This is a genomic window from Streptomyces sp. NPDC047049 (genome assembly GCF_040643995.1).
GTDB lineage: Bacteria > Actinomycetota > Actinomycetes > Streptomycetales > Streptomycetaceae > Streptomyces > Streptomyces mooreae.
The window spans coordinates 419,870-443,183 of the sequence record NZ_JBEYVM010000001.1; the positions used below are offsets into that span (position 1 = coordinate 419,870).

Below are 23,314 nucleotides of genomic sequence, written 5' to 3' on the forward strand. Positions count from 1 at the left end.
CTAATGAGCCCTACTATCGGCTCGCCATGACAGCAGCAGGGAAGCATCAGGTGAGCCGGTCGACCGGTCGCCGGCTGGGGCGGGCGGGCATCCGGGACGTGGCCGCCGCAGCCGGGGTGTCGATCACGACTGTCTCCGACGCGCTCAACGGCAAGGGCCGGCTTCCGGACGCCACCCGTAGCCATGTCCGCGAGGTGGCCGACCGGCTGGGTTACCGCCCGTCCGCAGCCGCCCGCACCCTCCGTACGGGCAAGTCGGGGCTCCTCGGCCTGACCGTGACCACGTACGGGGACGAACCTTTCACCTTCACCGAGTTCGCGTACTTCGCCGAGATGGCCAGAGCGGCCACCTCCGCGGCCCTGGCCCGGGGCTATGCGCTGGTCATCCTCCCCGCGACCTCCCGACACGACGTGTGGTCCAACGTCGCCCTGGACGGCACCGTCGTCATCGACCCCGCCGACGGCGACCCCGTCGTCACCGAGCTCGTCCGGCACGGCATCCCCGTCGTCTCCGACGGCCGCCCGGGCGGCACGCTGCCCGTCACCGGCTGGGTCGACAACGATCACGAGGCGGCCGTCCTCGGTCTGCTCGACCATCTCGCCGACGCCGGCGCCCGTCGCATCGGCCTGCTCACGGGCAACACCACCGACACCTACACCCGCCTGTCGACCACCGCCTATCTGCACTGGTGCGAGCGGGTCGGCCAGGACCCGGTGTACGAGTCCTACCCGGCACACGACCCGTGCGCCGGGGCCGTCGCCGCCGACCGGCTGCTGGCCCGCCCGGACCGCCCGGACGCCGTCTACGGGCTCTTCGACCCCAACGGCACGGACCTGCTCGCCGCCGCCCGGCGCTACGGCCTGAGAGTGCCGGAGGACCTGCTGCTGGTCTGCTGCAGCGAGTCCACCCTCTATGCCGCCACCGAACCGCCCGTCACCACGCTGTCCCTCAAACCGCGCCGCATCGGCACCGCCGTCGTACAGATCCTCATCGACGCCATCGAAGGGCTCGACAACGGCCGGCCCGTCGAACAGGTGATACCGACCGATCTGATCGTCCGGGCCTCGTCGCAGCGGCGCCCCCCGAGAACGACCATCAGCCCGCCGCGAGGGCCCACCGGCGACTGAGCGTGCTCCCACATACGAGCGACGGTGTGATCACTTCTACGAGGAAAAAACAGGGCGATCCCGGGATAAATCCGCTGCGAATGCCGGGCTTCGGCGGATTGATCACCCCCGGGTGCGTCACAACCCGCGATCGGCATTCCTATGATGGGCGCACGACACCGCGGACCGCCGTCGACCAGGCAAAGGTCCGAGAGGTGCACGGCGGCGCGACGGTGGAGGGGTCGATGACTCAGGGGGCCAGTCAGGGACCCATGGTGTGGACCATGGCGGGAGAAACTCCGGCGTCTGTTCCGCCGCCAGGAGTTCCCTCCGGCACGTCCGCCGGGTCCCCCGTGCCGCCTGCCGGCCCGCCGCTCCACCTGCCCGCCGGCACCCCGGCCGCGCCTCCCGCCGCACCCCCCGTGGTGCCGCCTGCCGCGCCGCCCGCCGAGCTGCCCGAGGAGTACACGCCGACCGCGCGTGACCTCCCGGTCATCGAGCCCGGGCGCACGGACACCCTCATCGACCACCCCGCCGTCGTCCCGGTGCCCGAACCGGCCCAGGACCCCGACGCGCCCGAGGGCATGGGGCCCCTGTATGTCGTCGGTGATGTGCACGGCTACTACGACGAGCTGCGCGAGGCGCTTGCCGCCGAGGGCCTGATCGACGCCGACGGCAACTGGGCGGCCGGCAATGCCCGGCTCTGGTTCCTCGGCGACTTCACCGACCGCGGCCCGGACGGCATCGGCGTCATCGACCTCGTCATGCAGCTCTCAGCAGAGGCCGCGGCGGCCGGCGGCTACTGCAAGGCCCTGATGGGCAACCACGAACTCCTGCTGCTGGGGGCCAAGCGGTTCGGCGACACCCCCGTACAGTCCGGCGCGGGCACCGCCTCCTTCCAGGCGGCCTGGCTCCTCAACGGCGGCCAGAAGACCGATATGGACCGTCTGGAGGACCACCACCTCCAGTGGATGGCCCGCCTGGACGCCGTGATGGAGGAGGACGGGCATCTGCTCGTGCACTCCGACACCACTGCCTACCTCGAATACGGCGACTCCATCGAGGCCGTCAACGACACCGTCCACGACGTGCTCACCCGCAGCGACGCGGACGAAGTCTGGGATCTGTTCCGCAAGTTCACCAAACGCTTCGCCTTCCGCGACGAGGACGGCTCGGACGCCGTACGCGAACTCCTCGATGCCTATGGCGGCGACCGCGTCGTACACGGCCACAGCCCGATCCCCTATCTGCTGGGCGAGGTCGGCACCGAGGAGGGCGAGAGCGAAAGCGTGGCGGTCGACGGTCCGCATGTCTACGCGGACGGTCTGGCCATCGCCATGGACGGCGGTATCACCATGGCCGGAAAGCTTTTGGTCGTTCAACTTCCGCTGGCCGGCTGAACGTTATCGGGGCAGGCGTACGGAAGAGCGGACGGCGGGCGGACGGCACACCGCAGGGGTCGGCACGGGCGGAATCCGGTCGTGGCATTACTCAAATTCCGTAAACTCTCTGTCACCCCGCGCCGCAGTCGCTCTACCATCGGACTATCCGTAGCAGGCTCTCCTCCGTTTCCGCCCACTGCCCGGCCAACGCCGGCCGTACGGCCCTACGGAGCATCGGGGGATCCACATGAACAGCGCTCCGCACCTGCTGAACGAGGACCGCGCGGAATTCGCGCGGATCCTTGATGAGGCGCTGCGTACCGCCGCATACCGCCCGGACGACTTCACCGCCGCCACGGGAAATCACCTCAACAACGAGCAGTTGCGCACGATGGCGCTCAGCGCGACCACCGCCATCGCCGCGTGCGCCACGGCCGAATACCAACGCTATGTACAGCTCCGCACCGAGTGGCGCACACCGACACCCGCGTCCTCCCCCGTCGCGGCGGGCGACGGGGAGCAGAGCCTGGCGGCCGACGGGAGACCGGGACCGGCCACCGCCATGGCCCCGGGCGAGGCCGAAACCGCCGGCGCCGGGCTCACCGCCATGGTCGCCGTCCTCGCGCCCGTCCTCGCCGGCATCGCCGCGGTGCTCTTCCTCCTCCTCGGTTATGTGCTGCGCGCCATCAGCACCGACAAGTCCTTGGCGCAGCCACTGATCAACGTCGGCTGGATCTTCGCGGCACTGACCGCCGCGGGGACCCTGGTCGCGATGGCCGGACTCCTCGTCACCGCGGTGCGCAACGGCTCGTCCCCCCAGGTCGCCAGAGCCGGCGAACTGGGCGAGGTGCTGGACGACGCCCGTGAGGAGTGGCGCCGCGCCCTCCTGGAGCGCGGTGTGCTGCCCTTTCTCCGTGAGGCCCTGGCCGACCCCACGGCCACTCCGGACGACGACCCGGTCCGCTATGTCCCGCGCCGCACTCCACCGCCCGAAAGCCGGATCCCCACCCTCGGCTACACCCGCCCCGAGTTCACCAGCCCCGACAGCGGCTCTTCGGGTTCCCGCCCGCGCTACTCCAGCCCGGACTTCACCAGCCCGGATTACGGGGGACCGGAGCACCGGACGGATTAGGGCCCGGGGCGGCGGCCCGGCGCCCTGAGGGGCACCGGAGGACGGGCATCGCCGCACCGTGGGCAGGCGGAAGGCCCCCGCCTTTCGGTGGGGGCCTTCTTCCAGAGGCGGCCGAAGGAGCGGCGTCCGGGCGTCCGAAGCAGCGAGGCCCGAAGGAACGCCGTCCGAAGGCGGGCTACTCCGCGAGTGGCAGATACACGCGGTTGCCCGCGGCCGCGAACTCCTTCGACTTCTCGGCCATTCCGGCCTCGGGGTCGATCGCCAGGTCACCCCCGTGTTCACGGCGGATGTCCTGGCTGATCTTCATCGAGCAGAACTTCGGGCCGCACATCGAGCAGAAGTGGGCCGTCTTCGCCGGCTCGGCGGGCAGCGTTTCGTCGTGGAAGGCGCGGGCCGTGTCCGGGTCGAGGGCCAGGTTGAACTGGTCCTCCCAGCGGAACTCGAAGCGGGCATCGGAGAGCGCGTCATCCCATTCCTGGGCGCCCGGGTGCCCCTTGGCCAGGTCTGCCGCATGAGCCGCGATCTTGTACGTGATGACGCCGGTCTTGACGTCGTCGCGGTCCGGGAGGCCCAGATGCTCCTTGGGCGTGACGTAGCAGAGCATGGCGGTGCCCCACCACGCGATCATCGCCGCTCCGATACCGGAGGTGATGTGGTCGTAGGCGGGGGCGATATCGGTGGTCAGCGGGCCGAGTGTGTAGAACGGGGCCTCCTCGCAGATCTCCTGCTGGAGGTCGATGTTCTCCTTGATCTTGTGCATCGGGACGTGTCCCGGGCCCTCGATCATCGTCTGCACGCCGTGCCGCTTGGCGATGGTGTTCAGCTCACCGAGCGTCCGCAGCTCCGCGAACTGCGCCTCGTCGTTGGCGTCCGCGATGGACCCGGGCCGCAGGCCGTCACCGAGCGAGTAGGTGACGTCGTACGAGGCAAGGATCTCGCAGAGCTCCTCGAAGTGCGTGTAGAGGAACGACTCCTTGTGGTGCGCCAGGCACCAGGCCGCCATGATCGAGCCGCCTCGCGAGACGATGCCGGTCTTACGGCGGGCCGTCAGGGGCACGTAACGGAGCAGCACACCGGCGTGCACCGTCATGTAGTCGACGCCCTGTTCGGCCTGCTCGATGACGGTGTCCTTGTAGATCTCCCAGGTCAGCTCCTCGGCCTTGCCGTCGACCTTCTCCAGTGCCTGGTAGAGGGGCACGGTGCCGATGGGGACGGGGGAGTTGCGCAGCACCCATTCCCGGGTGGTGTGGATATTGCGCCCGGTGGAGAGGTCCATGACCGTATCGGCGCCCCAGCGAGTCGCCCAGGTCATCTTCTCCACCTCCTCCTCGATGGAGGAAGTGACCGCCGAATTGCCGATGTTGGCGTTCACCTTCACCAGGAAGTTCTTGCCGATGATCATCGGCTCGATCTCCGGGTGGTTGATGTTCGACGGCAGGACCGCGCGTCCGGCCGCAATCTCGTCGCGGACGAACTCGGGGGTGACGTTCTCGCGGAGGGCGACATACTCCATCTCCGCGGTGATCTCGCCGCGCTGCGCGTAGGCGAGCTGGGTGACCGCGGCGCCGTCACGGCCGCGGCGCGGCTGGCGGGGGCGGCCCGGGAAGACAGCGTCGAGGTTCTTGAGCCCGCCGCGCGGCGAGGTGTGCTTGAGGCCGTCGTCCTCGGGCCGCAGGGGACGCCCCGCGTACTCCTCGGTGTCGCCGCGGGCGATGATCCAGTTCTCCCGCAGCGGCGCCAGACCACGACGGACGTCGGTATCGATATGGGGATCAGTGTACGGCCCTGACGTGTCGTAGAGCGTCACGTCGTTGCCGTTGGTGAGGTGCACCCGCCGGACCGGGACCCGAAGATCGGGGCGCGATCCGGAGACATAGCCCTTGTGCCAGCCGATCTGCGGCTCACTGCTGCCGCCGGCACCGTTTCCGTTTTCGGGCGTGCGTGCATCCTGCAGAGTCATGAGACCCAACTCCCTACGCCGGCATTACCCGGTAACAGGTTCAGCGGTCGACGCAGCGGCATTCGTCCCTGGGCGTTTCACGTGAAACGCCGCCGGGACGAAGGTCAGCGCCCTCTCAGCCCGGTGCTCCGAGCTCCCGCGATTGCAAAGGTGGCACCACGGTAGCGGCCGATGCGCCGGAGTGAACAGGGGGCCCCGAGTTCTTGCAATGATCGGGTGGTGAGCCCACACGAGTCCCGCCACCCTGCCGCCGTGCACTCACACGCGCACGGCCATGGCCCTGCCGCGCCCGTCTCCCGGCATCTGCGCAAGGTCATCGCGGCAGTACTGATCCCCTTTGCCGCCGCGGTGGCCGTCGGTCTGGTCGTGCTCTGGCCGGGCGGCGCACCTCCCCACAAGCCGTCCGGCGTCGGCTTCGACCAGCCCACGGAGCAGGCCCGAGTCATCAAAGTGGCGGAGGTGAACTGCGCGGACGTCCATGCCGAGCAGCAGCCCCAGCCCCCCTCCTCTACAGGACAGCCACCGGCCGGGGGAGGGACCAAGGGCAAGCCGTGTCAGCAGGCGACGATCAAGGTCACCACGGGAGAGAACGCCGGACGCACCTTCCAGGCGGTGGTGACGCCGGACGCCCTGCGGCACTACACCACCGGCCAGGAGGTGGTGGTGGCGTACTCCCCCAAGGCGCCGAAGGATCTGCAGTATGCGGTCAGCGATGTCGACCGGACTGTCCCGATGTGGGTACTGGCCGCCCTCTTCGCATGCGCGGTGGTGATCGTCGGCCGACTGCGTGGCGTACTGGCGCTGGTGGCGCTGGCGGCCAGCTTTGTGGTCCTGACGCTGTTCATCCTCCCGGCGATCCTGCAGGGTTCCAACCCGCTGGTGGTGGCAGTGGTCGGGGGAAGCGCGATCATGCTGATCGCGCTGTATCTGTGCCATGGCCTGACGGCCCGTACGTCGGTGGCCGTACTCGGCACGCTCGCCTCGCTGCTGCTGATCGGACTGCTCGGGTCGGTGTTCATCAACTGGGCGCTGCTGACCGGCAATACGGACGATACGACGGGGCTGGTGCACGGCCTGTACCCCGACATCGAGATCCGCGGCCTGCTGCTCGCCGGGATCATCATCGGGTCGCTGGGTGTGCTCGACGACGTGACGGTGACGCAGACCGCCGCGGTCTGGGAGCTCAGGGAGGCCGACCCGTCGGCCGGCTGGCGCAAGCTCTACGGCGCCGCCATGCGGATCGGCCGGGACCACATCGCGTCCGTCGTCAACACCCTTGTGCTGGCCTACGCGGGCGCCGCACTGCCCTTGCTTTTGCTGTTCTCGATCGCACAGAGCAGTGTCGGCACGGTTGCCACGAGCGAAGTGGTCGCCGAGGAGGTCATCCGCACGCTCGTGGGCAGCATCGGGCTGGTTGCCGCAGTGCCGCTGACGACGTTGCTGGCGGCACTGGTGGTCTCGGCGGACCGGAAGGGGCCGGGCACACCGGGCGGCGACGGCGGGCCCGGAGTCGTCCGGCAATCCGGGGCGGATTCCGGGGCCGTGGTGGGTGCCGGCATGCCGAAGTGCGCCACGGAGAGCCGCACGAGCCGTCGCGGGGGACGCGGCAGGCGCCGTAAGCGGTGAGGGGACGCAGGGACGGCTTCCGCCCCCTCCTCGGGCCGGTGCCGCGAGAGGTGCGGATGCGGACGGGCTGACGGGCCGACGGCTGGAGGACGATGGCAGGCAGGCGGCACGGACGGGCGGTACGGCTAGGGGAGGCGCCGGGTACGCGGGTGGCCCGGCGCACCCGTAGGGCGTCGGCGTGGACGGGGCGACCGGGGCGGGGTCAGCCGGCCGGTGCCTCCGTGAGGATCTGGTCCAGCACGGCCTCCAGGGTGTCGCAGACCTCTTCCTTGCCCAGAGGTACGAGCCGGTCCGTACGGTCGAGGAAGGCGACCAGTGGCGCCGCGCTGACCCGGAACAGCGCGCGTTCGGCGCCGACTTGAAGGCTGATGAAGACATCACTGAGGTGCGCGGGGGAGGCCGGCTCGATACGCACATCCCCCTCACCGGACGGCCGGCTCAGCCCGTCCAGCAGCAGCTCTCGACCGAACGCCCAGGTCACGGGCGCATCGCCGGGCAGATCGAAGGTGAGGCGGACGGCGTACGGATCGGCGCTGGCGAAGTCCAGCTCCACCGGAATCCGGAACGCGAGCTCCTCCGAAACGACGAAGCTCATGATCACTTCTGCCTGAACTGTGTCGGTCATCAACCACTGCCCCGCACTTGATCGGAGATGGCCGGGAAACATCCCCGTGGCCCTATTGGCGCCATCGTCTGCCACGCGCAAGCAGATCACAAGGAGTGAGTTTTCAGATACTGACAGAGAAGGCGAGTGTCGTTAGTGCCGCCTCCGTCATTTTTCGTAGTCGGCCCGTAACGGACTGCAATCGACGCAGTTCGTCCGCGGGCGGGGGCCCCTCCGACACCGGGCCGACCTCCTCCACCTGGGCGGGGAAGGCCCCACGCGCCGCGCCCAGGACATATTCCCGATGCGTGAAAGCCCGATGATTACCACGCACCGTATCCGCAGAGTGCAGCAATTCGTCCGCAGATCGCACGGAAAGGGCGATATCTACTGGACGGCATGGCATGCCGACCGCTCCCCGCTTGATACCTCGTCAAACCGTGCGAGCAGATATTGCCCGATCGCGTGTCCGGGTGTGGTGGCACGGAAGCCCGTTCACGATTTCACCGGCGGCCGTAGCCGCGGTGAGCGACCGCCGGCGTCCCGACATCACCCTCCCGGTGGGACGGCGAAGTAGACGGCGGGCCGGCCCGGGCGCGCCACGGCCCGCCTTCGCATGCCTGGCGAGCTTCTTGCGGGCGCCCGGCTCCGGGCCGGGCGCCCGCAAGGGCATCAGGCGGATTCGCTGTTCACGATGGCAATACCGCACACCCGAGTCCGCTCACAGCGGGGCGCGGGCGCCGGCGGACGGGCGGCCTGCCGATTACCAGTCGCTCTTCGACGAGGACGAGGACGAGCCGCTGGCCCTGCGGACGAGGTAGATGACTCCGGCGATCAGGGCTGCCGCTATGAGGACCTTGAACAGCACACCGATCAGGAAGCCGAGCGCGGTGGTGATCAGTCCGCCGAAGACGACGATCAGAACGACGGGCACCACGACCCAGGTGACCCACCACGGAAGTCCTGCGAATATCCCCTTACCAGCCACTGCTCTGCCCTGCTTTCTGTCTGTCGCGCTGTCGCTGTCCGTACCGCGCCATCCGTCGGCTGTGCCGTTGCTGCAGCGGTGATGCCGTCCGCGTGCGGCCCGTTGCCTCACACCTTCGGGTTCCCCTGCACCAACGATGCTAGGACGCGTACCGCGGCCGTGGGGGCTTCGCGGCCCTGGCCCTTCCCTGACCCTTCCCCTACGGGTTCCGGGGCCGGGCCCTTAGCTCTCGGGAGGAGAGAAGACCACCATCACCCGGAGATCCTCGCTGATGTGATGGAACTTGTGGGGCACCCCGGCCGGCACGTAGACCACGCTGCCCCGGGCCACCGGCTGGGTCTCCGCCCCGACGGTGATCGCCGCCCGGCCGCTGACCACGAGATACACCTCGTCCTGGGCGTGCGGCTGCTGTGGATCGATGCTGCCGGCGTCCAGTGCGTACAGCCCGACCGACATGTTGCGTTCCCGGAGGAACTGCAGATACGCGCCGTCGTTCGCGGCCCGTTCCGCTTCCAGTTCATCCAGTCTGAATGCCTTCATGCCGATCGTCCCCTCTGATGATTCAGACTCGTCTGCGACGATCTCACCATGAAGCATTTTCTGGTCAAGACGATCGCCAATGCCGCGGCGCTTGCCGTGGCCATCTGGCTGCTCAAGGACATCACGCTCACCGGTGAGAACACCGGCCGCAAGATACTCACTCTGATCCTGGTCGCGCTGATCTTCGGGCTGGTCAATTTCCTGGTCAAGCCCGTGGTGAAGCTGCTGTCCTTCCCGCTGTTCATCCTCACGCTAGGCCTGATCACGCTGGTCGTGAATGCGCTGATGCTGCTGCTGACCTCCTGGCTCGCCGGCAAGGCCGACCTCGCCTTCCATGTGGACGGCTTCTGGACGGCCCTGCTCGGCGGCGTGATCATCTCCATCGTCGCCTGGGCGATGCATGTGGTCCTTCCCGACGAGGACTGATCCTTGACCGCCCCCTTCCGTATCTGCTTCGTCTGCACCGGCAACATCTGCCGGTCGCCGATGGCGGAGGCCGTCTTCCGCGCCCGGCTCGCGGAAGACGGCCTCGACGGCCTGGTCGAGGTCGACAGCGCGGGGACCGGCGGCTGGCACGAGGGCGAGGGGGCCGACCCGCGCACGGACTCCGTGCTGCGCGCGGGCGGTTATGAACACGTCCACGCTGCCCGCCAATTCCACACCTCCTGGTTCGACGACCTCGACCTGGTCATCGCGTTCGACTCCGGCCACCTGCGCGAGCTGCGCGCCCTGGCCCCGACCGCGCAGGACGCCGCAAAGATCCACCTGCTCCGCTCGTACGGGCCGGACGCGGCGGCGGACACCGTCATGGGACCGCCGCCCGGCCTCGGCACCATCAACGGCCTCGCCACCGCCGACGGCCTCGACGTGCCCGATCCGTACTACGGCGGTCTCGCCGGTTTCGAGGAGTGCCTGGAGATGATCGAGGCGGCGAGCGAGGGCCTGCTGGTGGCGGTACGGGCCGCGATCATGTCCCGTACGGCGGTCACCGCTCCGGCTCGCGGGTACGACCCCGGCCGACCCCGGACGCGGGGGCCGCATCCTCCGCAGCAAAAGGAGAGCGCATGACCGGCGACGGCACCCGCGCCGTACGCGCCGGGCTTCCCGAGCCCGAGGCCCATGAGCCCACGCTCCCGGGGCCGGTGTTCGCGGCGCACTATCACCTCCCCGGCGATGCCGTCGGCCCGTACGCCTACGGCCGCGACGCCAACCCGACCTGGACCCGTCTGGAACAGGCCATCGGCGAGCTCGAGTCACCGGACGAAAGCACCCATACCGTCGCCTTCGCCTCCGGGATGGCAGCGATCACCGCGGTCCTCTTCTCCCAGCTGAGCTCCGGCGACGCCGTGGTGCTCCCCAGCGACGGATACCAACTGCTGCCCGCGGTCCGCACGCGCCTGGAGAGCTACGGAATCGAGGTCCGTACCGCTCCGACCGCACACGACGCACAGCTCGACGCGCTGGACGGCGCCCGGCTGCTGTGGATCGAAACGCCCTCCAACCCCGGCCTCGATGTCTGCGACATCCGGCGGCTGGCTGACGAAGCACACCGGCGCGGTGCGCTGGTGGCCGTCGACAACACCCTCGCCACCCCGCTCGGCCAACGGCCGCTCGGCCTCGGCGCGGACTTCTCGGTCGCCAGCGGCACCAAGGCACTGACCGGTCACGGCGACGTCCTGCTGGGGTACGCCAGCACCCGCGATGCCGCGCTGGCCGATTCCGTACGACTCTGGCGCAAGACGGTGGGCGCGATCCCCGGTCCGATGGAGAGCTGGCTCGCACATCGTTCGCTGGCCACCCTCGCGCTGCGCGTCCGCCAGCAGTCGGAGGGTGCCCTGGCACTGGCCACGGCGCTGGCCGACCGCCCCGAGGTCACCGGCCTGCGCCACCCCGGCCTCCCCTCCGATCCGTCCCACGAGCTCGCCGCCCGGCAGATGCGCCCGGGCCGCTTCGGCTCCGTGGTGTCCTTCGTCCTGCCCGACAAGGCCCACGCGGAGCGGTTCCTGGCCGCGCTGACCCTGGTGGACGATGCGACAAGTTTTGGAGGCGTACGATCCAGCGCCGAGCGACGGGCCCGCTGGGGCGGCGATGCCGTGCCGGAGGGCTTCATCCGCTTCTCGGTCGGCATCGAGGAGCCGGAGGATCTGGTCGCGGATGTCATCCGGGCGCTGGGAGCGGCTGCACAGAACTGACCGGACGGCCGGTGTGACCCCAAGCCGCGGAACGAGTCGAACAGGCAGGGCACGCCCCGGCCCGAGGCATGGAAGCGGCATGAAGTAGGCCGGCAGGGTATCCCCCCTCGTCACCCTGCCGGCCTGCGGTTCCCATGGCCCCGAGTCCACGCGTTTCACGTGAAACCAAATGTTCCACGTGAAACGAACCGCTCGAACAAGGCTAGTTGACTGAGCGTCATTGTCCAATCACGCTAGCGACACAGCCCTATCGACAAATTTATAGTTGGCCCGCGACCAGGCTTCCGAGAGGCGCAGGAGGTACGCGATGGATCTGGCTCTGCTGCGCACCTTCGTCACCGTGCACCGAGCCGGCTCCTTCACTCGCGCCGCGGCATTACTCGGCCTCTCCCAGCCCGCGGTGACCAGCCAGATCCGGTCCCTGGAACGCCAGTTGGGCCGCCCTCTCTTCCTCCGCTGCGCCCGTGGCGTCACCCCCACTACCATCGGCGAGGAACTCGCCCACAAAGTGGCACCGCACCTGGACGCGCTCACCGAGATCACAGAGGCCGGCCTGGACCGTGACTCCGTCACCCGCACTCTCCATCTGGCGGGGCCGCCGGAGTTCCTTGCCGAGCGCGCACTCCCGGCACTCACCCCGCTGATCGCTCAGGGGCTGTCCATACGGACCGCCTTCGGCCCCGCGGAGGAACTGCTGACCGGCCTGGCGGCCGGCCACCACGATCTGGCCGTCACCACCACCCGACCGCGCGGCGGGCTGCTCACCGCCACCCCGCTCTGCGACGAGGAGCATGTGCTGATCGCGGCGCCGCGGTGGGCGGCCGAGCTGGGCGGGAGCGCCGCGCTGCAGGCCGGGGGAGTCCGCGTGCTGGACCCCGTGCCGCTCGTCGAGGTCCACGAGAGCCTGCCACTGATCGCCCGTTACTGGTCTGCGGTCTTCGACGCCAAGCCCGCCGCCTCCGCCGCCGTGATCGCCGCGGACCTCCGGGCGGTGCTGTCCTGCGTGACGGCCGGTGTGGGGCTCGCGGTGCTGCCGCGCTACCTGTGCGCCGACGCACTGGACAGCGGCGAGGTCGTGGCCCTGCTCGACCCGCCGGTGCCCCCGCTGCGGACGTACTTCTTGACCGTACGGACCGGGACGCTCGGCCTGCCGCACATAGCCCGGGCGCATGAGTGGCTGCTGCGCACCGCTGTCGACTGGTGACCGAGGGGCGTGGGTTTCACCGGGCCGTGACTGCGGCATCTGTCCCCTATGAACGTACGGCCAGTCGTCAAACGCACCGCCCGCGCGATCCTGCTCGACGGCGCGGACCTGGTTCTGATCAAGCGCACCAAGCCGGGCCGGGCCCCGTACTGGATCACTCCGGGCGGTGGCGTGGAGCCCGAGGACGCCACCGTGATCGACGCCCTCCACCGCGAACTGGACGAAGAGCTGGGCGCAAAGATCAAGGACGTGGTGCCGGTCTTCGTCGACACCGTCGAGCACTTCAGCGACGGCGGGGTGGACGGCGTGAAGGTCCAGCACTTCTTCGTCTGCCGGCTCGACTCGATGGACGTCTCCCGCCGGCACGGCCCCGAGGTCGAGGAACCCTGCGGGGAGTACGAGATCGTGCGGGTGCCCTTCACCCGTGTCGGCATCGCCTCCGTCGAGGTCGTGCCGCTGTCACTGCGGCACTACCTCGACGGCAACATCGAGGGCGTGCGGGCGATGCACGCCCCCGACCTGGGCTGAGCGGTATCCCGCACCACCGCCCGTGCGGCGGGCTGTCTCAGCCGTCGCGCCGGTCGAACCACCCGCGGAACCCCGGATCGTCCTCCGCGGACCGACGGGGCTGGGCACGGGCGAGCACCCGCTCGACCCGGTCGAGGAACTCCGCGTTCAGCTCCTCCACGAAGTCGTCCCGGCCCGGATCACGGGGCGCGCCCGGGTACGCGGGACCGACCCGTGCGGCAGCGGGCGCGCTGTCCCCGGGCACCGGATCGCTTCCGTACGCCGGGGCCGCCGCCTGGTACACCGCGTCATCGGTGTCCTCGTGCAGTCCGCCCCGAAGGTGCTCGTTCCCGCGCTCGGCGCACCGGAAGGGCGGCCGCTGATCTGCCTCCGCCGCCGCGCCGAAGAAGTCGCCGCCCTTGCGCTTGGCGTCATCGGTGCCCCAGGCTCGCGCTCCGCGCTGCTGCGCCGGGACCTTCTGCAGATGCGGAATGTGCTTGGCGCAGTGGATGTACGCCTCTTCGACCTCGACGGTCACCCACAGTTGGGCACGCCGGCCGGGAACCGGGTCGACCGGCAGACCGGGGTGCTGCAGCCGCATGTCCTCGTCCATGACGACGCGTGCCCGGCCGTTGACGTGCAATCCGATGCGGTCACGGGTGAAGTCGACCATCAAGATTCCCAGGCGCGGATTCTCCGAGATGTTGCCGACGGACGCCATGACACCGTTGCCGCGGTATTCCGGGTATGCCAGCGTCCGGGCATCGAGCACCTGGATGAACCCAGGCGGCCCGGCCCGGAACGTGGCATCGCACTCGCCGTGCCGGTCGGCCGTGGACAGGAAGAACATCTCCTGCCGGGCCACGAACTCCTGCATACGGACATTGAGATGGTCCAGGACCTGTTCACCGTAGAAACGGTCGGCCCGCTTGGTCGTACCGAGCCGCTGCTGCACCAGATGCTCGCCGTCGCTCCCGGGGCGCTCTTGCCGTGGCATGCCCCACCCCTCCCCTGTCGGACCGAATTCGACCTGTGCTGCCAAGACCTCAATCTCCCGCCGGGACCAGCTCTTCCACGGAGTCGTGCCGGATGCGCTCGGTCGGGATGCCGACCCCCACCAAAGCGTCCACACCGCTGCGAATCAACCCTGGCGGCCCGGAAAGATAGGCGTCGTATTCCCGGAAAGGACCGTATTGCCGGACCGCATCGGGCAGTTGGCCCCTCTCGCTGCTCGTTCCGCCGCGGGCCGCTGGTCCGCTGGCGACGACCGGGCGCACGGAGAGCCACGGATGGGTCTGCTCCAGCTGCAGCATGGTGTCGAGGTCGTAGAGGTCGTGGTCGCTGCGGGCGCCGTAGAAGACCTCGACGGGGCGCCGGACACCGTGTTCCGCGACATCCTCGACCAGCGCCTTGATGGGGGCGATACCGGTGCCGCCGCCGACGCACAGCAGGCCGCTGCGCTTGCTGTGGTCGACGGTCATCGAGCCGCCGGGAGCGCCGAGCCGGATGACATCGCCGGGGCGGGCGCGGTGGACCATGGCGTTGGAGACCCAGCCCGCCGGGACCGCCTTGACGTGGAAGGAGAGCAGGCCGTCGGAGCGCGGTGCGGAAGCGAAGGAGTAGTGCCGCCAGACCCGTGGCCACCAGGGGGTTTCCACACTCGCGTACTGCCCCGCGAGGAACGGGTAGGGCTGGTCCGGACGGACCAGTACCACTGCGATATCGGGCGTCCGCAGCTCGTGCGAGACGACCTCGGCCTGCCACCAGGCAGGCGCCACGGCCTCGTTCTCGGCCGCCGCATCGATCATGATCTGCGAGATCGCGGTGTAGGCCCGCACCCACGCGGCCTGCGTCTCGGGCCCCCAACTGGACGTCGCATAGCGTGCGAGCGCGTTGAGCAGGCATTCGCCGACGGCCGGGTAGTGGTCGGGCTGGGTGCCGTACTTGCGGTGGCCGCGCCCGAGGTTCGCCAGGTAGGCGGTGAGCACCTCGGCGTCGTCGACATGCTGGGCGGCGGTGAGCAGCGCCTTGAAGAGCCGGTCGCGCTGGGTGTCCATCGACGCGGGGAACAGCGCCCGCAGATCGGGGTACTGGACGAAGAGCAGCGCGTAGAAGTACGAGGTGACCTTGTCGGCCACGGGCTCGATTTCCGCCATGGTGCGACGGATGAGCAGCGCGTCGGGGGAGGCGGGCGTGGCGGACGAGGCCGAGGCCTGCAGGGCGTCGAGAGAGGGCGCCGGGGCAGGGGCCGCGGGTCGCGTCGTGGGGGTGAAGGCAGCGGGAGCGGCGGGGGCCTGGTGCTGGGCGGCCGGTGCCGTGGCGGGCACGCCACCGGTGGGGGCTCCCGCGGGCGCTCCCGTGGCGCGCGCCGTTTCGTGTACGGGCTCGGGTTCCCGGCCCCGGGCGGGTTCGCGATCCCGGACCGACTGGCGGTCCATGGGTGGCTCACCGCGCCAGGCGGGCTCGGCCTCACGGCGTGGCGGGGCGGGAGCCGGCGCGGTGTTTCCTGAAACTGAGCCGCTTCCTGAAACCGCGGTGTTTCCCGGAGCCGTGGTGGCTCCTGGAACTGCGGTGGACTGCTCGGGATAGGAGGCCGCGAAGGGCTGCTCGGGATAGGAGGCCGCGAAGGGCTGCTCGGGGTAGCCGGCAGGGAAGGGCTGCTCGGGGTAGCCGGCCGCGAAGGGCTGCTCGGGGTAGCCGGCAGGGAAGGGCTGCTCGGGGTAGCCGGCCGCGAAGGGCTGCTCGGGGTAGCCGGCTGCCGCGGACGGCCGGTCCGCTTCGTGCCGCGGCGAGGGTTCCTGCGACGGCTCCGTCTCCCGCTCGCGCGCGGCGGCAGTGCCTACCGGCCGGATCGGATTGACCGGCCGACTGGGTATCTGTTCCCGGTCGTTCCGTTCATCTCTCTCGTTCCACTCATGGTGGTCTCTGCGGTCGCCGTGGTCGGGGTGTTCACTCCGGTCGCCCGGTTCTGCCGGTGCGTCCTGGTTCTGCTGCCGGTCCTGGCTGTTTTGCCGTTCCTGCTGTTCTCCGGAGGACTTCTTCGCCGGTGGAGTGAACCAACCCCAATCGCCACTGCTCCCGCCGGAAGAGCCACTATCGGCCGACGTGGTGGTCGGAGCGTCCATGGTCTGCCTCGCCTCGAACGTCTTTCGGTTGTCTTCGCACTTCCGTGGAACGGAACTGCGCGGAATTCCCCCGTCCTGCCCCGGAATTCTTCATCGACTCAAGCGACTCCGGCAACACCCTCCAAAGCGGACATATCTCACTCTCTTGCGACAATGCGGAGCAGATGCCGCGTCAGCAGCATGCCATCCCCGCTCACCACATCGGACAAATAGTCGGAAGTCCGGGTGCCGAGGGCCGCTTCGCCGCTAGGCTGACGAGCTTTGAGCTCGCCCTTCGCGCACCGCTGGAATCCATGCCTCCGCCAAGTCGGACTCGACCATACCGGCAGCAGTTGAAACCACAAGCCCCGATCTTGGAACACTCCACGCGGCCCTTCCGATAACAGTGATCCTCCCCACAGACGGCGTTTTCCGCGTACACAGTGGACGAATCCGTCGGAGCGGCTCGGAATTACCGGCCAGTACGCACCAGTTCGTATGCCTCCCGCAGATCACCGCCTGCGTACGCATATGAAGCCAGCTCACTGACATGGTGATCCGCATTCACGGCCACGGACTGCGGAACTGCGGCGAAGAGTTCGGTGTCCGACATGGAGTCGCCGTATGCCACGCAGTCGGCCCGGGTCAGGCCGTACTGCACGCAGAGTTCATCGGCAATCCGTACCTTCGCCGCCGGCGAGAGGATGCCGGCCGGCTCCACCGCCGCGCGGATCGGCAACGCGGGCCAGCGGGAACCGTGTGCCGTATCGGCGCCCCAGGCCAGCAGCCGTTCGACGAAGAAGCCCGGCGAGAGAGAAATCACCGCGCACCGTTCGCCGCGCGCCCGGATATCCGCCCAGACTTCCCGGATTCCGGTCAGCCAGGGGGAGCCGTCAAAGGCCGCGGCCACCGTGAGTTCGGTCAACTCGGCGGCCCAGAGGTCACATGCCCGCTGCGCGAACTGCAGGGGAGTCAGTTCACCCGCGATAAATCCGCGTTCCAGCTCGGCGATCTCCCGGTCCAGCCCGAGCTGCCGGGAGATCTCCACGGCGGCCGCGGACCCATGCAGCAGAGTCCCGTCCATGTCGAACAGATGCAGCTTGCTCATGCCCCGGAGCCTAGGGGACCTCCTAGGAGGCGCGAGGGCGGCTGGCGAGAGCGAGAGTCCGGGGGAAGGGCATTGCGGCCGGGGCCGCACGGCCGACCGGACCGGGAAGCGACCGGAACCGTACGATCGGGGGCCGGGGGCGAGCCGTGTCCGGCGCCGTACGTCGCGGGGCGTACTCAAGCCCGCGTACGTGCGGATACTCCCGGCGGCAGATGTACTGCGGGGCACGCGGCGCCACCGTGGGAGCCATGCAGCAGCTCAGCCGGCCCGCCCGCCGGGCCCCAGACGCGCGCCCCGGCCACGAGAGGAGGACCGTCAGGCGAGATCGGCCTCCGCTGTCGCCTCGGTGACGATCCGGTGGTCCTGCTCGGGGGCACCGCCGCCGAAGCCGAGCGCGCCGATCAGCCGGCCGTCCCGGTGGAGCGGCACACCGCCCGCGAGGAAGAGCAGCGGCCGGTCCAGCGCCGTGGGCAGGGTGTGGAAGAGTCCGTCGGGCCGTACGAGCTCGACCAGATCAGCGGTCGGGGCGTCCAACTGCAGTGCCGTGTACGCCTTGCGGGTGCTGGTCTCCCCCGAGATCAGCACGGCCGCGTCGTCCCGCCGGAAGCCGAGCAGATGACCGCCCGCATCCAGGACGCTGACGCTGCCCCGCACCCCGATGCCTTCGGCGGCACGAACGGCAGCGTCGATGATGCCCTCGGCCTCGCGTGTGGTGAGCGGACGGACGGTGGGGGTGGGCGTGACAGAGGTGGTGGTGCTCATGAGGACTCTTCCTTCGGTGCATGGTGTGCTGGGGATGCGTGGTGGTACTGGGGATGAGTGCCGCGCTGAGGGTGTGTGTCGCGCTGGGGGGCTCGTTGGTCCGGTGATGGCCGTGCGCCGTTGATTCGGAGGTGCGGTACGGCGGCATTTGTCAGCCGTGCGCCGCCGCCACGGGCTCGTCGGCGGTCGCGTCGGCTCCGTCGGCGGCCACCACGCGGCCACGGCCTGCCTGACGCCGCTCCAGCGCGGTGGCCAATATCGCCACGCCCAGCGCCGCGACGGTCATCAGCGCACCGACCCAGTTGGGCGCGGTGTAGCCGAGGCCGGCCGAGATGACGATCCCGCCGAGCCAGGCGGCCAGCGCGTTGCCGAAGTTGAAGGCCGCGATATTGCCGGCCGAGGCGAGGGTGGGCGCCGAGGCCGCTTGGTCCATCACCCGCTTCTGCAGCGGCGGAACAGTGGCGAAGCCGAAGATGCCGATCAGCGCGATGGTGACGATGGCGGCGGTCTTGTCGTGCGCGGTGAAGTTGAAAGCGGCCAGCGACAGTGCCAGACCGGTCATGGACACGAACAGCATCGGCATCATGGCGCGGTCGGTGAAGCGACCGGAGACCAGGTTCCCGCCGACCATGCCGAGGCCGAAGACGGCCGTCAGCCAGATCACGGAGGACGGCGCGAAGCCGGTGACCTCGGTCATCATCGAGGCGAGGTAGGTGACGGCCGCGAAGACACCGCCGAAACCCAGGACCGTCATCAGCATCGCGAGACCGACCTGCGGGTTGCGGAACACCGCGATTTCGCTGCCCAGCGGAGAGGCCGCCTTCGCCTCCTGCGCCGGGACCAGCTTGGCGATGCCCAGCAGGCCGAGCACACCGAGCACGGTGATGGCGTAGAAGGTGGTGCGCCAGTCGAACTGCTGGCTGAGCATGGTGCCGGCCGGTACGCCCACGACGTTGGCGATGGTCAGGCCGCTGAACATCAGCGATATGGCGGTGGCCCGCTTCTCGGGCGCGACGAGGTCGGCGGCGACGAGCGCGCCCATGCCGAAGAACGCTCCGTGCGTGAACGCGGCCACGATCCGCCCGGCGAGCATGATCCCGAAGTTGGGCGCGGTGGCCGTGAGCAGGTTGCCCACGATGAACAGGCCCATCAGCAGCATCAGCATCTGCTTGCGGGTGAAGCGCGTGCCGACGGCGGTCATCAGGGGCGCTCCGATGACCACGCCGAGCGCATAGACCGTGGTCGCGTATCCGGCGAGGGGGATGGAGACGCCAAAACCTGCCGCCATGTCGGGCAGCAGGCCCATGACCGCGAACTCGGTCGTTCCGATCCCAAAGGCACCGATGGCGAGAGCCAGGAGTGCGAGAGGCATGACGGATCCCTTCAGATGGTTGCGTCCGTCCCTTACAAGCGTAGACAATAATTGCAGACGCGATTAATTGCAAGCGCCTTATATTTCGCCGGTGCCCTATCCTGGGGTGGTGCGCCCATGAGGCGCGCCCTTGAGGAGGTCGTCGATGACGCAGCAGACGCGCGAGATACAGGAGCAGCAGGAGGCGATGGAGACACCGCAGTCGGCAGCACCGGCCGATCCCGGCTGCCCGCCGGCGCCGACCCCTGGACTGGCGCAGGGCTGGTGCGCGCTCTCCGCGCTGCACAGCCGCATCGAGTCCCACATCGAGCGCGCCCTGCAGACGCACGGCCTCAGCGTCCGTGAGTTCTCGGTCCTCAACGTGCTCAGCGAGCAGCACGACGGCCCTGGCGGCCATCTGCGGATGCACCAGGTCGCGGACTCCGTCGTCCTCAGCCAGAGCGCCACGACCCGCCTGGTCACGCGGCTCGAGGAGCGGGGACTGCTCTCGCGCTACCTGTGCCCGGACGACCGGCGCGGCATCTACACCAATGTGACGCCCGACGGCCTCGCGCTCCTGGTGGAGGCCCGGCCCACCCATGACGGCGCACTGCGTGAAGCCCTCCAGGACGCCGCACAGCGACCCGAATTGGCACCGCTGGTCACCGCCGTCGAAACGCTCGCACCACAGGAGTGACGCCGAAAGCCTGCTGGGGTGACGCCCAGAGCCCCGGAGGGCCGAGGCCGACGGACCGACGGGTCTGACGGGCCGACGGCTGGAGGGGGCGCGGCTGCCTGCCTCCCGCCCCCTCGACCGCACGGCATAAGGTCACGCCCATGAGCGATATCGAGATACGCCGCGCGACCGAGGCCGATCTGCCCGCCATCATCGCGATGCTCGCCGACGACCCCCTGGGCGCCGCCCGCGAATCGCCGGACGACCTGGCTCCCTACCGCGCCGCGTTCGAGGCGCTGGCTGCCGACCCGCACCAGCACCAGATCGTCGCGGTCCGCGAGGGGCGAACGGTCGGCGCGCTTCAGCTCACGGTCATCCCCGGCCTGTCCCGCCGCGGCGCCACCCGCGCGATCATCGAGGGGGTACGAGTCCACAGCGACGAGCGCGGCAGCGGCCTCGGCACCCAGCTCATCGAGTGGGCGGTCGCGGAATCCCGCACGCTCGGCTGTCAGATGGTCCAGCTGACCTCGGACGCGACCCGCGTCGACGCCCACCGCTTCTATGAGCGCCTCGGCTTCGAGGCCTCCCACCTGGGCTTCAAGCTCCAGCTCTGAGCGGTGCTGCTGCCGATGCGCGGCCTCCTCTGATCAGGCCTGCCGGGTGCGGCCCCGTGTCCGGTATGCCTTCTGCCGACAGGCGCCACCGCAGTAGCGCGGGGGCCGACCCGTGTGCGCCGCCGCGATCGCCGCGCCGCACACCCCACACCGCGCTTCGTTACGATTCACGGGCCCACCCGGGAGTTTCGTTACGGCCGTTACGGCGTACGCCGGCCGCAGTACATCGCACATCAGTGCCGTCATCCGGCCCTGCTCCCCCGGCTCAGCGCCGGTTGCCGCCCGGGCCCGCTCCATGGAAAGACAGCCCACCAGCAGGGCCCTGAGATCCGCTATGCCGACGTCCCGCCGTACGGCGCCTGCCTCTTGGGCTCTCCCGAGCAGGACCTCCAGCGCATCGTCGAAGTCCTGACCGACCCCCGGCGACGGTTCGAAACGGCCCGCGCCGGCGGCTTCCAGTGCGTCACACAACGCCTTGTTCCGTGAAGCGAGCCGCACCACGGAGGAAACGAAGCGAAAGAACACCGCACCAGGGTCCGGTGCCTCGGCCAAGTCCCTTGCGGTGTCGGTGAAAAGCTCGATCCGCTCCACGATCGTCGCCCTGAACAGGGCTTCCTTGGAAGGGAAATGGCGGTAGACGGTTCCCGCGCCGACACCCGCACGGCGCGCGATCTCCCCGAGTGGTACCCCCAACCCCTGTTCCTCGAAAGCGAATCGAGCCGCCTGGAGTACGAGTGCCCTGTTGCGCCGCGCATCCGCACGGGGGCGCGTGACGCCACTCTGGATCACCGCCGGACCTCCTGAGAAACGTCTCCACCCGGTGCGCGCGTTCCGCCTTTCCAAACGGGTCGCTCGTTCCGATTCTATAAGAGGGTTCCAGCAAGATCGTTCAGGGTCTCAGCGGCGCGGCGGCCGGAGGAACGGAACCGCGGTCGACGTCTGCGCGGACAGTGGGCGGCCCTGCCGGCGTCTCCGTGCGTCCAGCCTGCCCCCGGAGCCTCGGGCCCGCCACCGGGCTGCTCCTGACAGGCGCCAGACCGGATAACCGCCGGCCGCGATGCCGCCGATGCCGGGTCCAGGAGAACAACGCCTCTCGGCTTCCTCCGCCGCGAGCGCTCAACTACCCGAAGAAAAAAGGAGTTTGAGGAACCCTGAAGCCTCGGGGCGTGCTCCCCCGGGCCTGGGTGTTTCACGTGAAACGACGCCGCTTCCAGATACACGTGTGGGGTCGCGTTTCACGTGAAACACGACCCCACCACGACCACGTGCCCTACGGCTGGGCGCAGACTCGCCTCAGTGTGCAGCCACTGCGTCCCACGCGGCGGCAGCCGCCTGCGCCGCGTCCTCGGCATCCACGGACGCACCCAGCGCCCGCAGTCCGCCCGCCAGTGCCGCCAGCGAATCCATGACCACCGCCCGGTCAGCCGCGCGGCCATAGTGGTTCACCCGGATCATCTCCTTGGCCAGCGCACCCGCCGCTGCCTGCACCGGTACCGCCGCATTCACCGCAAGCGCGGCAGTCACGATCTCCCGGGCGTCCACGCCCTCAGGCGCACGCAGCGTCGTGGCGGCCGGCGCCGCGTCCTCGTCACGGACGACGTAGGGAGCGAGACCGCCCAGCGCCCGCACACCGGCCCTGGTCGCCGCGGCCGCCGCCCGGTGCCGCGTGATGACGGCGTCCAGGCCCTCGGTGTGCAGACGGTCCACGGCCTGCTCCAGCGCAAGCATCTCCAGTTGCGCCGGGGCGTGCGGCAGTGCCGTGCGTCCACCGTCGATCCAGCGCTCCTTCCAGTCCAGCAGCGAGAGGTACGAGCGCCGTGGAGCCTGCTCATTGGCGGCGATCCGCTCCCACGCACGGGCACTGACCGAGACCGCCGACACCCCGGCAGGGCCTGCCATCGCCTTCTGCCCACCGATCACACACAGGTCCACGCCCCATTCATCGGTAAGCAGCGGCTCGGCACCCACCGACGCCACCGCGTCCAGCATCAGCAGCGCGCCGTGCTCCCGCACCACCCCGCCGAGCTGCGCGACAGGGTTGGTGTTGCCGGTGGCCGCCTCCGCGTGCACCAGGCTCACGAAGTCGATCTCGGGGTGCTCCCGCAACGCTTCCGCCACCTGCCGCGGGTCGACCGCACCCGTGAACGGCGCGGTGACGGTGACCACCTCGGCTCCGCAGGAGCGCAGCCAGCCGCCGAACGTCTCGCCGTAGGGTCCGGTGATGATGTTGAGCGCGGTGCTGCCGGGTCGCACTGCCGAGCGGATACAGGACTCCAGGGGCAGCAGCGCCTCGCCCTGCATCGCCACCACATCGCAGCGAGTGTGCATCAGGGCGGCGACCTTGTCCTCGATCCGCGCGAAGTGAGCAGCGGTGAGCGGCGGCAGGTCGAGCAGATCCGGGGCGGCGGAGTTCGCGGTCGGGTCAGACACGGCAGTCACAGGGCCTTCCAGCGGTAGC

General features: G+C 69.6%; 22 protein-coding genes, 1 pseudogene and 1 riboswitch. Of the genes and pseudogenes, 11 read left to right on the forward strand and 12 right to left on the reverse strand.

What is annotated here, in order from left to right:
• The first annotated feature begins 26 nt into the window (after nt 1-26).
• The 3 genes from ABZ851_RS01990 (at nt 27) to ABZ851_RS02000 (ending at nt 3,620) form a co-directional block, all read left to right on the forward strand.
• On the forward strand, nt 27-1,127 hold the full coding sequence (locus ABZ851_RS01990) for a LacI family DNA-binding transcriptional regulator (RefSeq protein WP_088798889.1): 1,101 nt from the start codon (nt 27-29) through the stop codon (nt 1,125-1,127).
• 251 nt (nt 1,128-1,378) lie between these two features.
• Nucleotides 1,379-2,506, forward strand: coding sequence for a metallophosphoesterase (locus ABZ851_RS01995; RefSeq protein ID WP_361121773.1), 1,128 nt, complete (start codon nt 1,379-1,381; stop codon nt 2,504-2,506).
• A gap of 229 nt (nt 2,507-2,735) precedes the next feature.
• Complete coding sequence (locus tag ABZ851_RS02000; protein WP_361120777.1) at nt 2,736-3,620, forward strand: hypothetical protein; 885 nt, start codon at nt 2,736-2,738, stop codon at nt 3,618-3,620.
• Between the two features lie 175 nt (nt 3,621-3,795).
• Here the strand turns inward: ABZ851_RS02000 and thiC are convergent, their stop codons facing one another.
• On the reverse strand, nt 3,796-5,580 hold the full coding sequence (gene thiC / locus ABZ851_RS02005) for a phosphomethylpyrimidine synthase ThiC (protein ID WP_361120780.1): 1,785 nt from the start codon (nt 5,578-5,580) through the stop codon (nt 3,796-3,798).
• Nucleotides 5,574-5,730, reverse strand: a riboswitch (TPP riboswitch). It overlaps the preceding gene by 7 nt.
• A 69-nt stretch (nt 5,731-5,799) precedes the next feature.
• Here thiC and ABZ851_RS02010 point away from each other — a divergent pair.
• The gene (locus ABZ851_RS02010) at nt 5,800-7,206 is read left to right on the forward strand and encodes a YibE/F family protein (RefSeq protein ID WP_361120783.1); all 1,407 of its coding nucleotides are present in this window, start codon (nt 5,800-5,802) and stop codon (nt 7,204-7,206) included.
• Nucleotides 7,207-7,408: 202 nt separating this feature from the next.
• On the opposite strand, the gene ABZ851_RS02015 is transcribed toward ABZ851_RS02010, so the two are convergent.
• The 3 genes from ABZ851_RS02015 to ABZ851_RS02025 form a co-directional block, all read right to left on the reverse strand.
• A complete protein-coding gene (locus tag ABZ851_RS02015; protein WP_328385666.1) occupies nt 7,409-7,831 on the reverse strand; it encodes an SsgA family sporulation/cell division regulator in 423 nt (140 codons plus the stop codon).
• A 742-nt stretch (nt 7,832-8,573) separates the two neighbouring features.
• Nucleotides 8,574-8,798 (reverse strand): DUF5326 family protein, encoded by a 225-nt coding sequence (locus ABZ851_RS02020; RefSeq protein WP_129295284.1) that lies wholly within the window; start codon nt 8,796-8,798, stop codon nt 8,574-8,576.
• 222 nt (nt 8,799-9,020) lie between these two features.
• Nucleotides 9,021-9,338 (reverse strand): cupin domain-containing protein, encoded by a 318-nt coding sequence (locus ABZ851_RS02025; RefSeq protein WP_311622940.1) that lies wholly within the window; start codon nt 9,336-9,338, stop codon nt 9,021-9,023.
• A gap of 48 nt (nt 9,339-9,386) precedes the next feature.
• On the opposite strand from ABZ851_RS02025, the gene ABZ851_RS02030 reads away from it, so the two are divergent.
• From ABZ851_RS02030 to ABZ851_RS02050, 5 genes are all read left to right on the forward strand, one after another.
• Nucleotides 9,387-9,764: a phage holin family protein gene (locus ABZ851_RS02030; RefSeq protein WP_361120789.1), complete on the forward strand. Its 378-nt coding sequence runs from the start codon at nt 9,387-9,389 to the stop codon at nt 9,762-9,764.
• Between the two features lie 3 nt (nt 9,765-9,767).
• Nucleotides 9,768-10,406: a low molecular weight protein-tyrosine-phosphatase gene (locus tag ABZ851_RS02035; protein WP_361120792.1), complete on the forward strand. Its 639-nt coding sequence runs from the start codon at nt 9,768-9,770 to the stop codon at nt 10,404-10,406.
• Nucleotides 10,403-11,530 (forward strand): cystathionine gamma-lyase, encoded by a 1,128-nt coding sequence (locus ABZ851_RS02040; protein ID WP_361120795.1) that lies wholly within the window; start codon nt 10,403-10,405, stop codon nt 11,528-11,530. Before ABZ851_RS02035 ends, ABZ851_RS02040 begins: the two co-directional genes overlap by 4 nt.
• A gap of 307 nt (nt 11,531-11,837) precedes the next feature.
• Nucleotides 11,838-12,734 carry a LysR family transcriptional regulator gene (locus tag ABZ851_RS02045; protein ID WP_361120797.1) on the forward strand — a complete coding sequence of 299 codons (897 nt, stop codon included), beginning with the start codon at nt 11,838-11,840 and terminating at the stop codon, nt 12,732-12,734.
• Between the two features lie 48 nt (nt 12,735-12,782).
• Nucleotides 12,783-13,262, forward strand: a complete 480-nt coding sequence (locus ABZ851_RS02050; RefSeq protein ID WP_088798878.1) for an NUDIX hydrolase — start codon at nt 12,783-12,785, stop codon at nt 13,260-13,262.
• A 37-nt stretch (nt 13,263-13,299) separates the two neighbouring features.
• Here ABZ851_RS02050 and ABZ851_RS02055 read toward each other — a convergent pair whose 3' ends face one another.
• From ABZ851_RS02055 to ABZ851_RS02075, 5 genes are all read right to left on the reverse strand, one after another.
• Nucleotides 13,300-14,238, reverse strand: coding sequence for a pyridoxamine 5'-phosphate oxidase family protein (locus ABZ851_RS02055; protein WP_361120801.1), 939 nt, complete (start codon nt 14,236-14,238; stop codon nt 13,300-13,302).
• Between the two features lie 49 nt (nt 14,239-14,287).
• Nucleotides 14,288-16,366: a globin domain-containing protein gene (locus ABZ851_RS02060; protein ID WP_361120802.1), complete on the reverse strand. Its 2,079-nt coding sequence runs from the start codon at nt 16,364-16,366 to the stop codon at nt 14,288-14,290.
• A 451-nt stretch (nt 16,367-16,817) separates the two neighbouring features.
• Entirely contained in the window at nt 16,818-17,453 is a 636-nt protein-coding gene (locus ABZ851_RS02065) for an HAD-IB family phosphatase (protein ID WP_336047569.1), read from the reverse strand.
• A 315-nt stretch (nt 17,454-17,768) separates the two neighbouring features.
• Complete coding sequence (locus tag ABZ851_RS02070) at nt 17,769-18,215, reverse strand: heme-binding protein (RefSeq protein WP_361120807.1); 447 nt, start codon at nt 18,213-18,215, stop codon at nt 17,769-17,771.
• Nucleotides 18,216-18,366: 151 nt separating this feature from the next.
• Complete coding sequence (locus tag ABZ851_RS02075) at nt 18,367-19,587, reverse strand: MFS transporter (protein WP_361120810.1); 1,221 nt, start codon at nt 19,585-19,587, stop codon at nt 18,367-18,369.
• Between the two features lie 145 nt (nt 19,588-19,732).
• On the opposite strand from ABZ851_RS02075, the gene ABZ851_RS02080 reads away from it, so the two are divergent.
• Together ABZ851_RS02080 and ABZ851_RS02085 are read left to right on the forward strand one after the other, a co-directional pair.
• Complete coding sequence (locus ABZ851_RS02080; RefSeq protein WP_361120813.1) at nt 19,733-20,263, forward strand: MarR family transcriptional regulator; 531 nt, start codon at nt 19,733-19,735, stop codon at nt 20,261-20,263.
• A 140-nt stretch (nt 20,264-20,403) separates the two neighbouring features.
• Nucleotides 20,404-20,856 carry a GNAT family N-acetyltransferase gene (locus tag ABZ851_RS02085; protein ID WP_361120816.1) on the forward strand — a complete coding sequence of 151 codons (453 nt, stop codon included), beginning with the start codon at nt 20,404-20,406 and terminating at the stop codon, nt 20,854-20,856.
• 33 nt (nt 20,857-20,889) lie between these two features.
• Here ABZ851_RS02085 and ABZ851_RS02090 read toward each other — a convergent pair whose 3' ends face one another.
• From ABZ851_RS02090 to ABZ851_RS02100, 3 genes and pseudogenes are all read right to left on the reverse strand, one after another.
• On the reverse strand, nt 20,890-21,447 hold the full coding sequence (locus ABZ851_RS02090; protein ID WP_361121776.1) for a TetR/AcrR family transcriptional regulator: 558 nt from the start codon (nt 21,445-21,447) through the stop codon (nt 20,890-20,892).
• Between the two features lie 18 nt (nt 21,448-21,465).
• Nucleotides 21,466-21,645, reverse strand: a pseudogene (locus ABZ851_RS02095) (helix-turn-helix domain-containing protein); the annotation flags it as partial.
• A gap of 504 nt (nt 21,646-22,149) precedes the next feature.
• A complete protein-coding gene (locus tag ABZ851_RS02100) occupies nt 22,150-23,295 on the reverse strand; it encodes an aminotransferase class V-fold PLP-dependent enzyme (RefSeq protein ID WP_361120819.1) in 1,146 nt (381 codons plus the stop codon).
• Between the last annotated feature and the right edge of the window lie 19 nt (nt 23,296-23,314).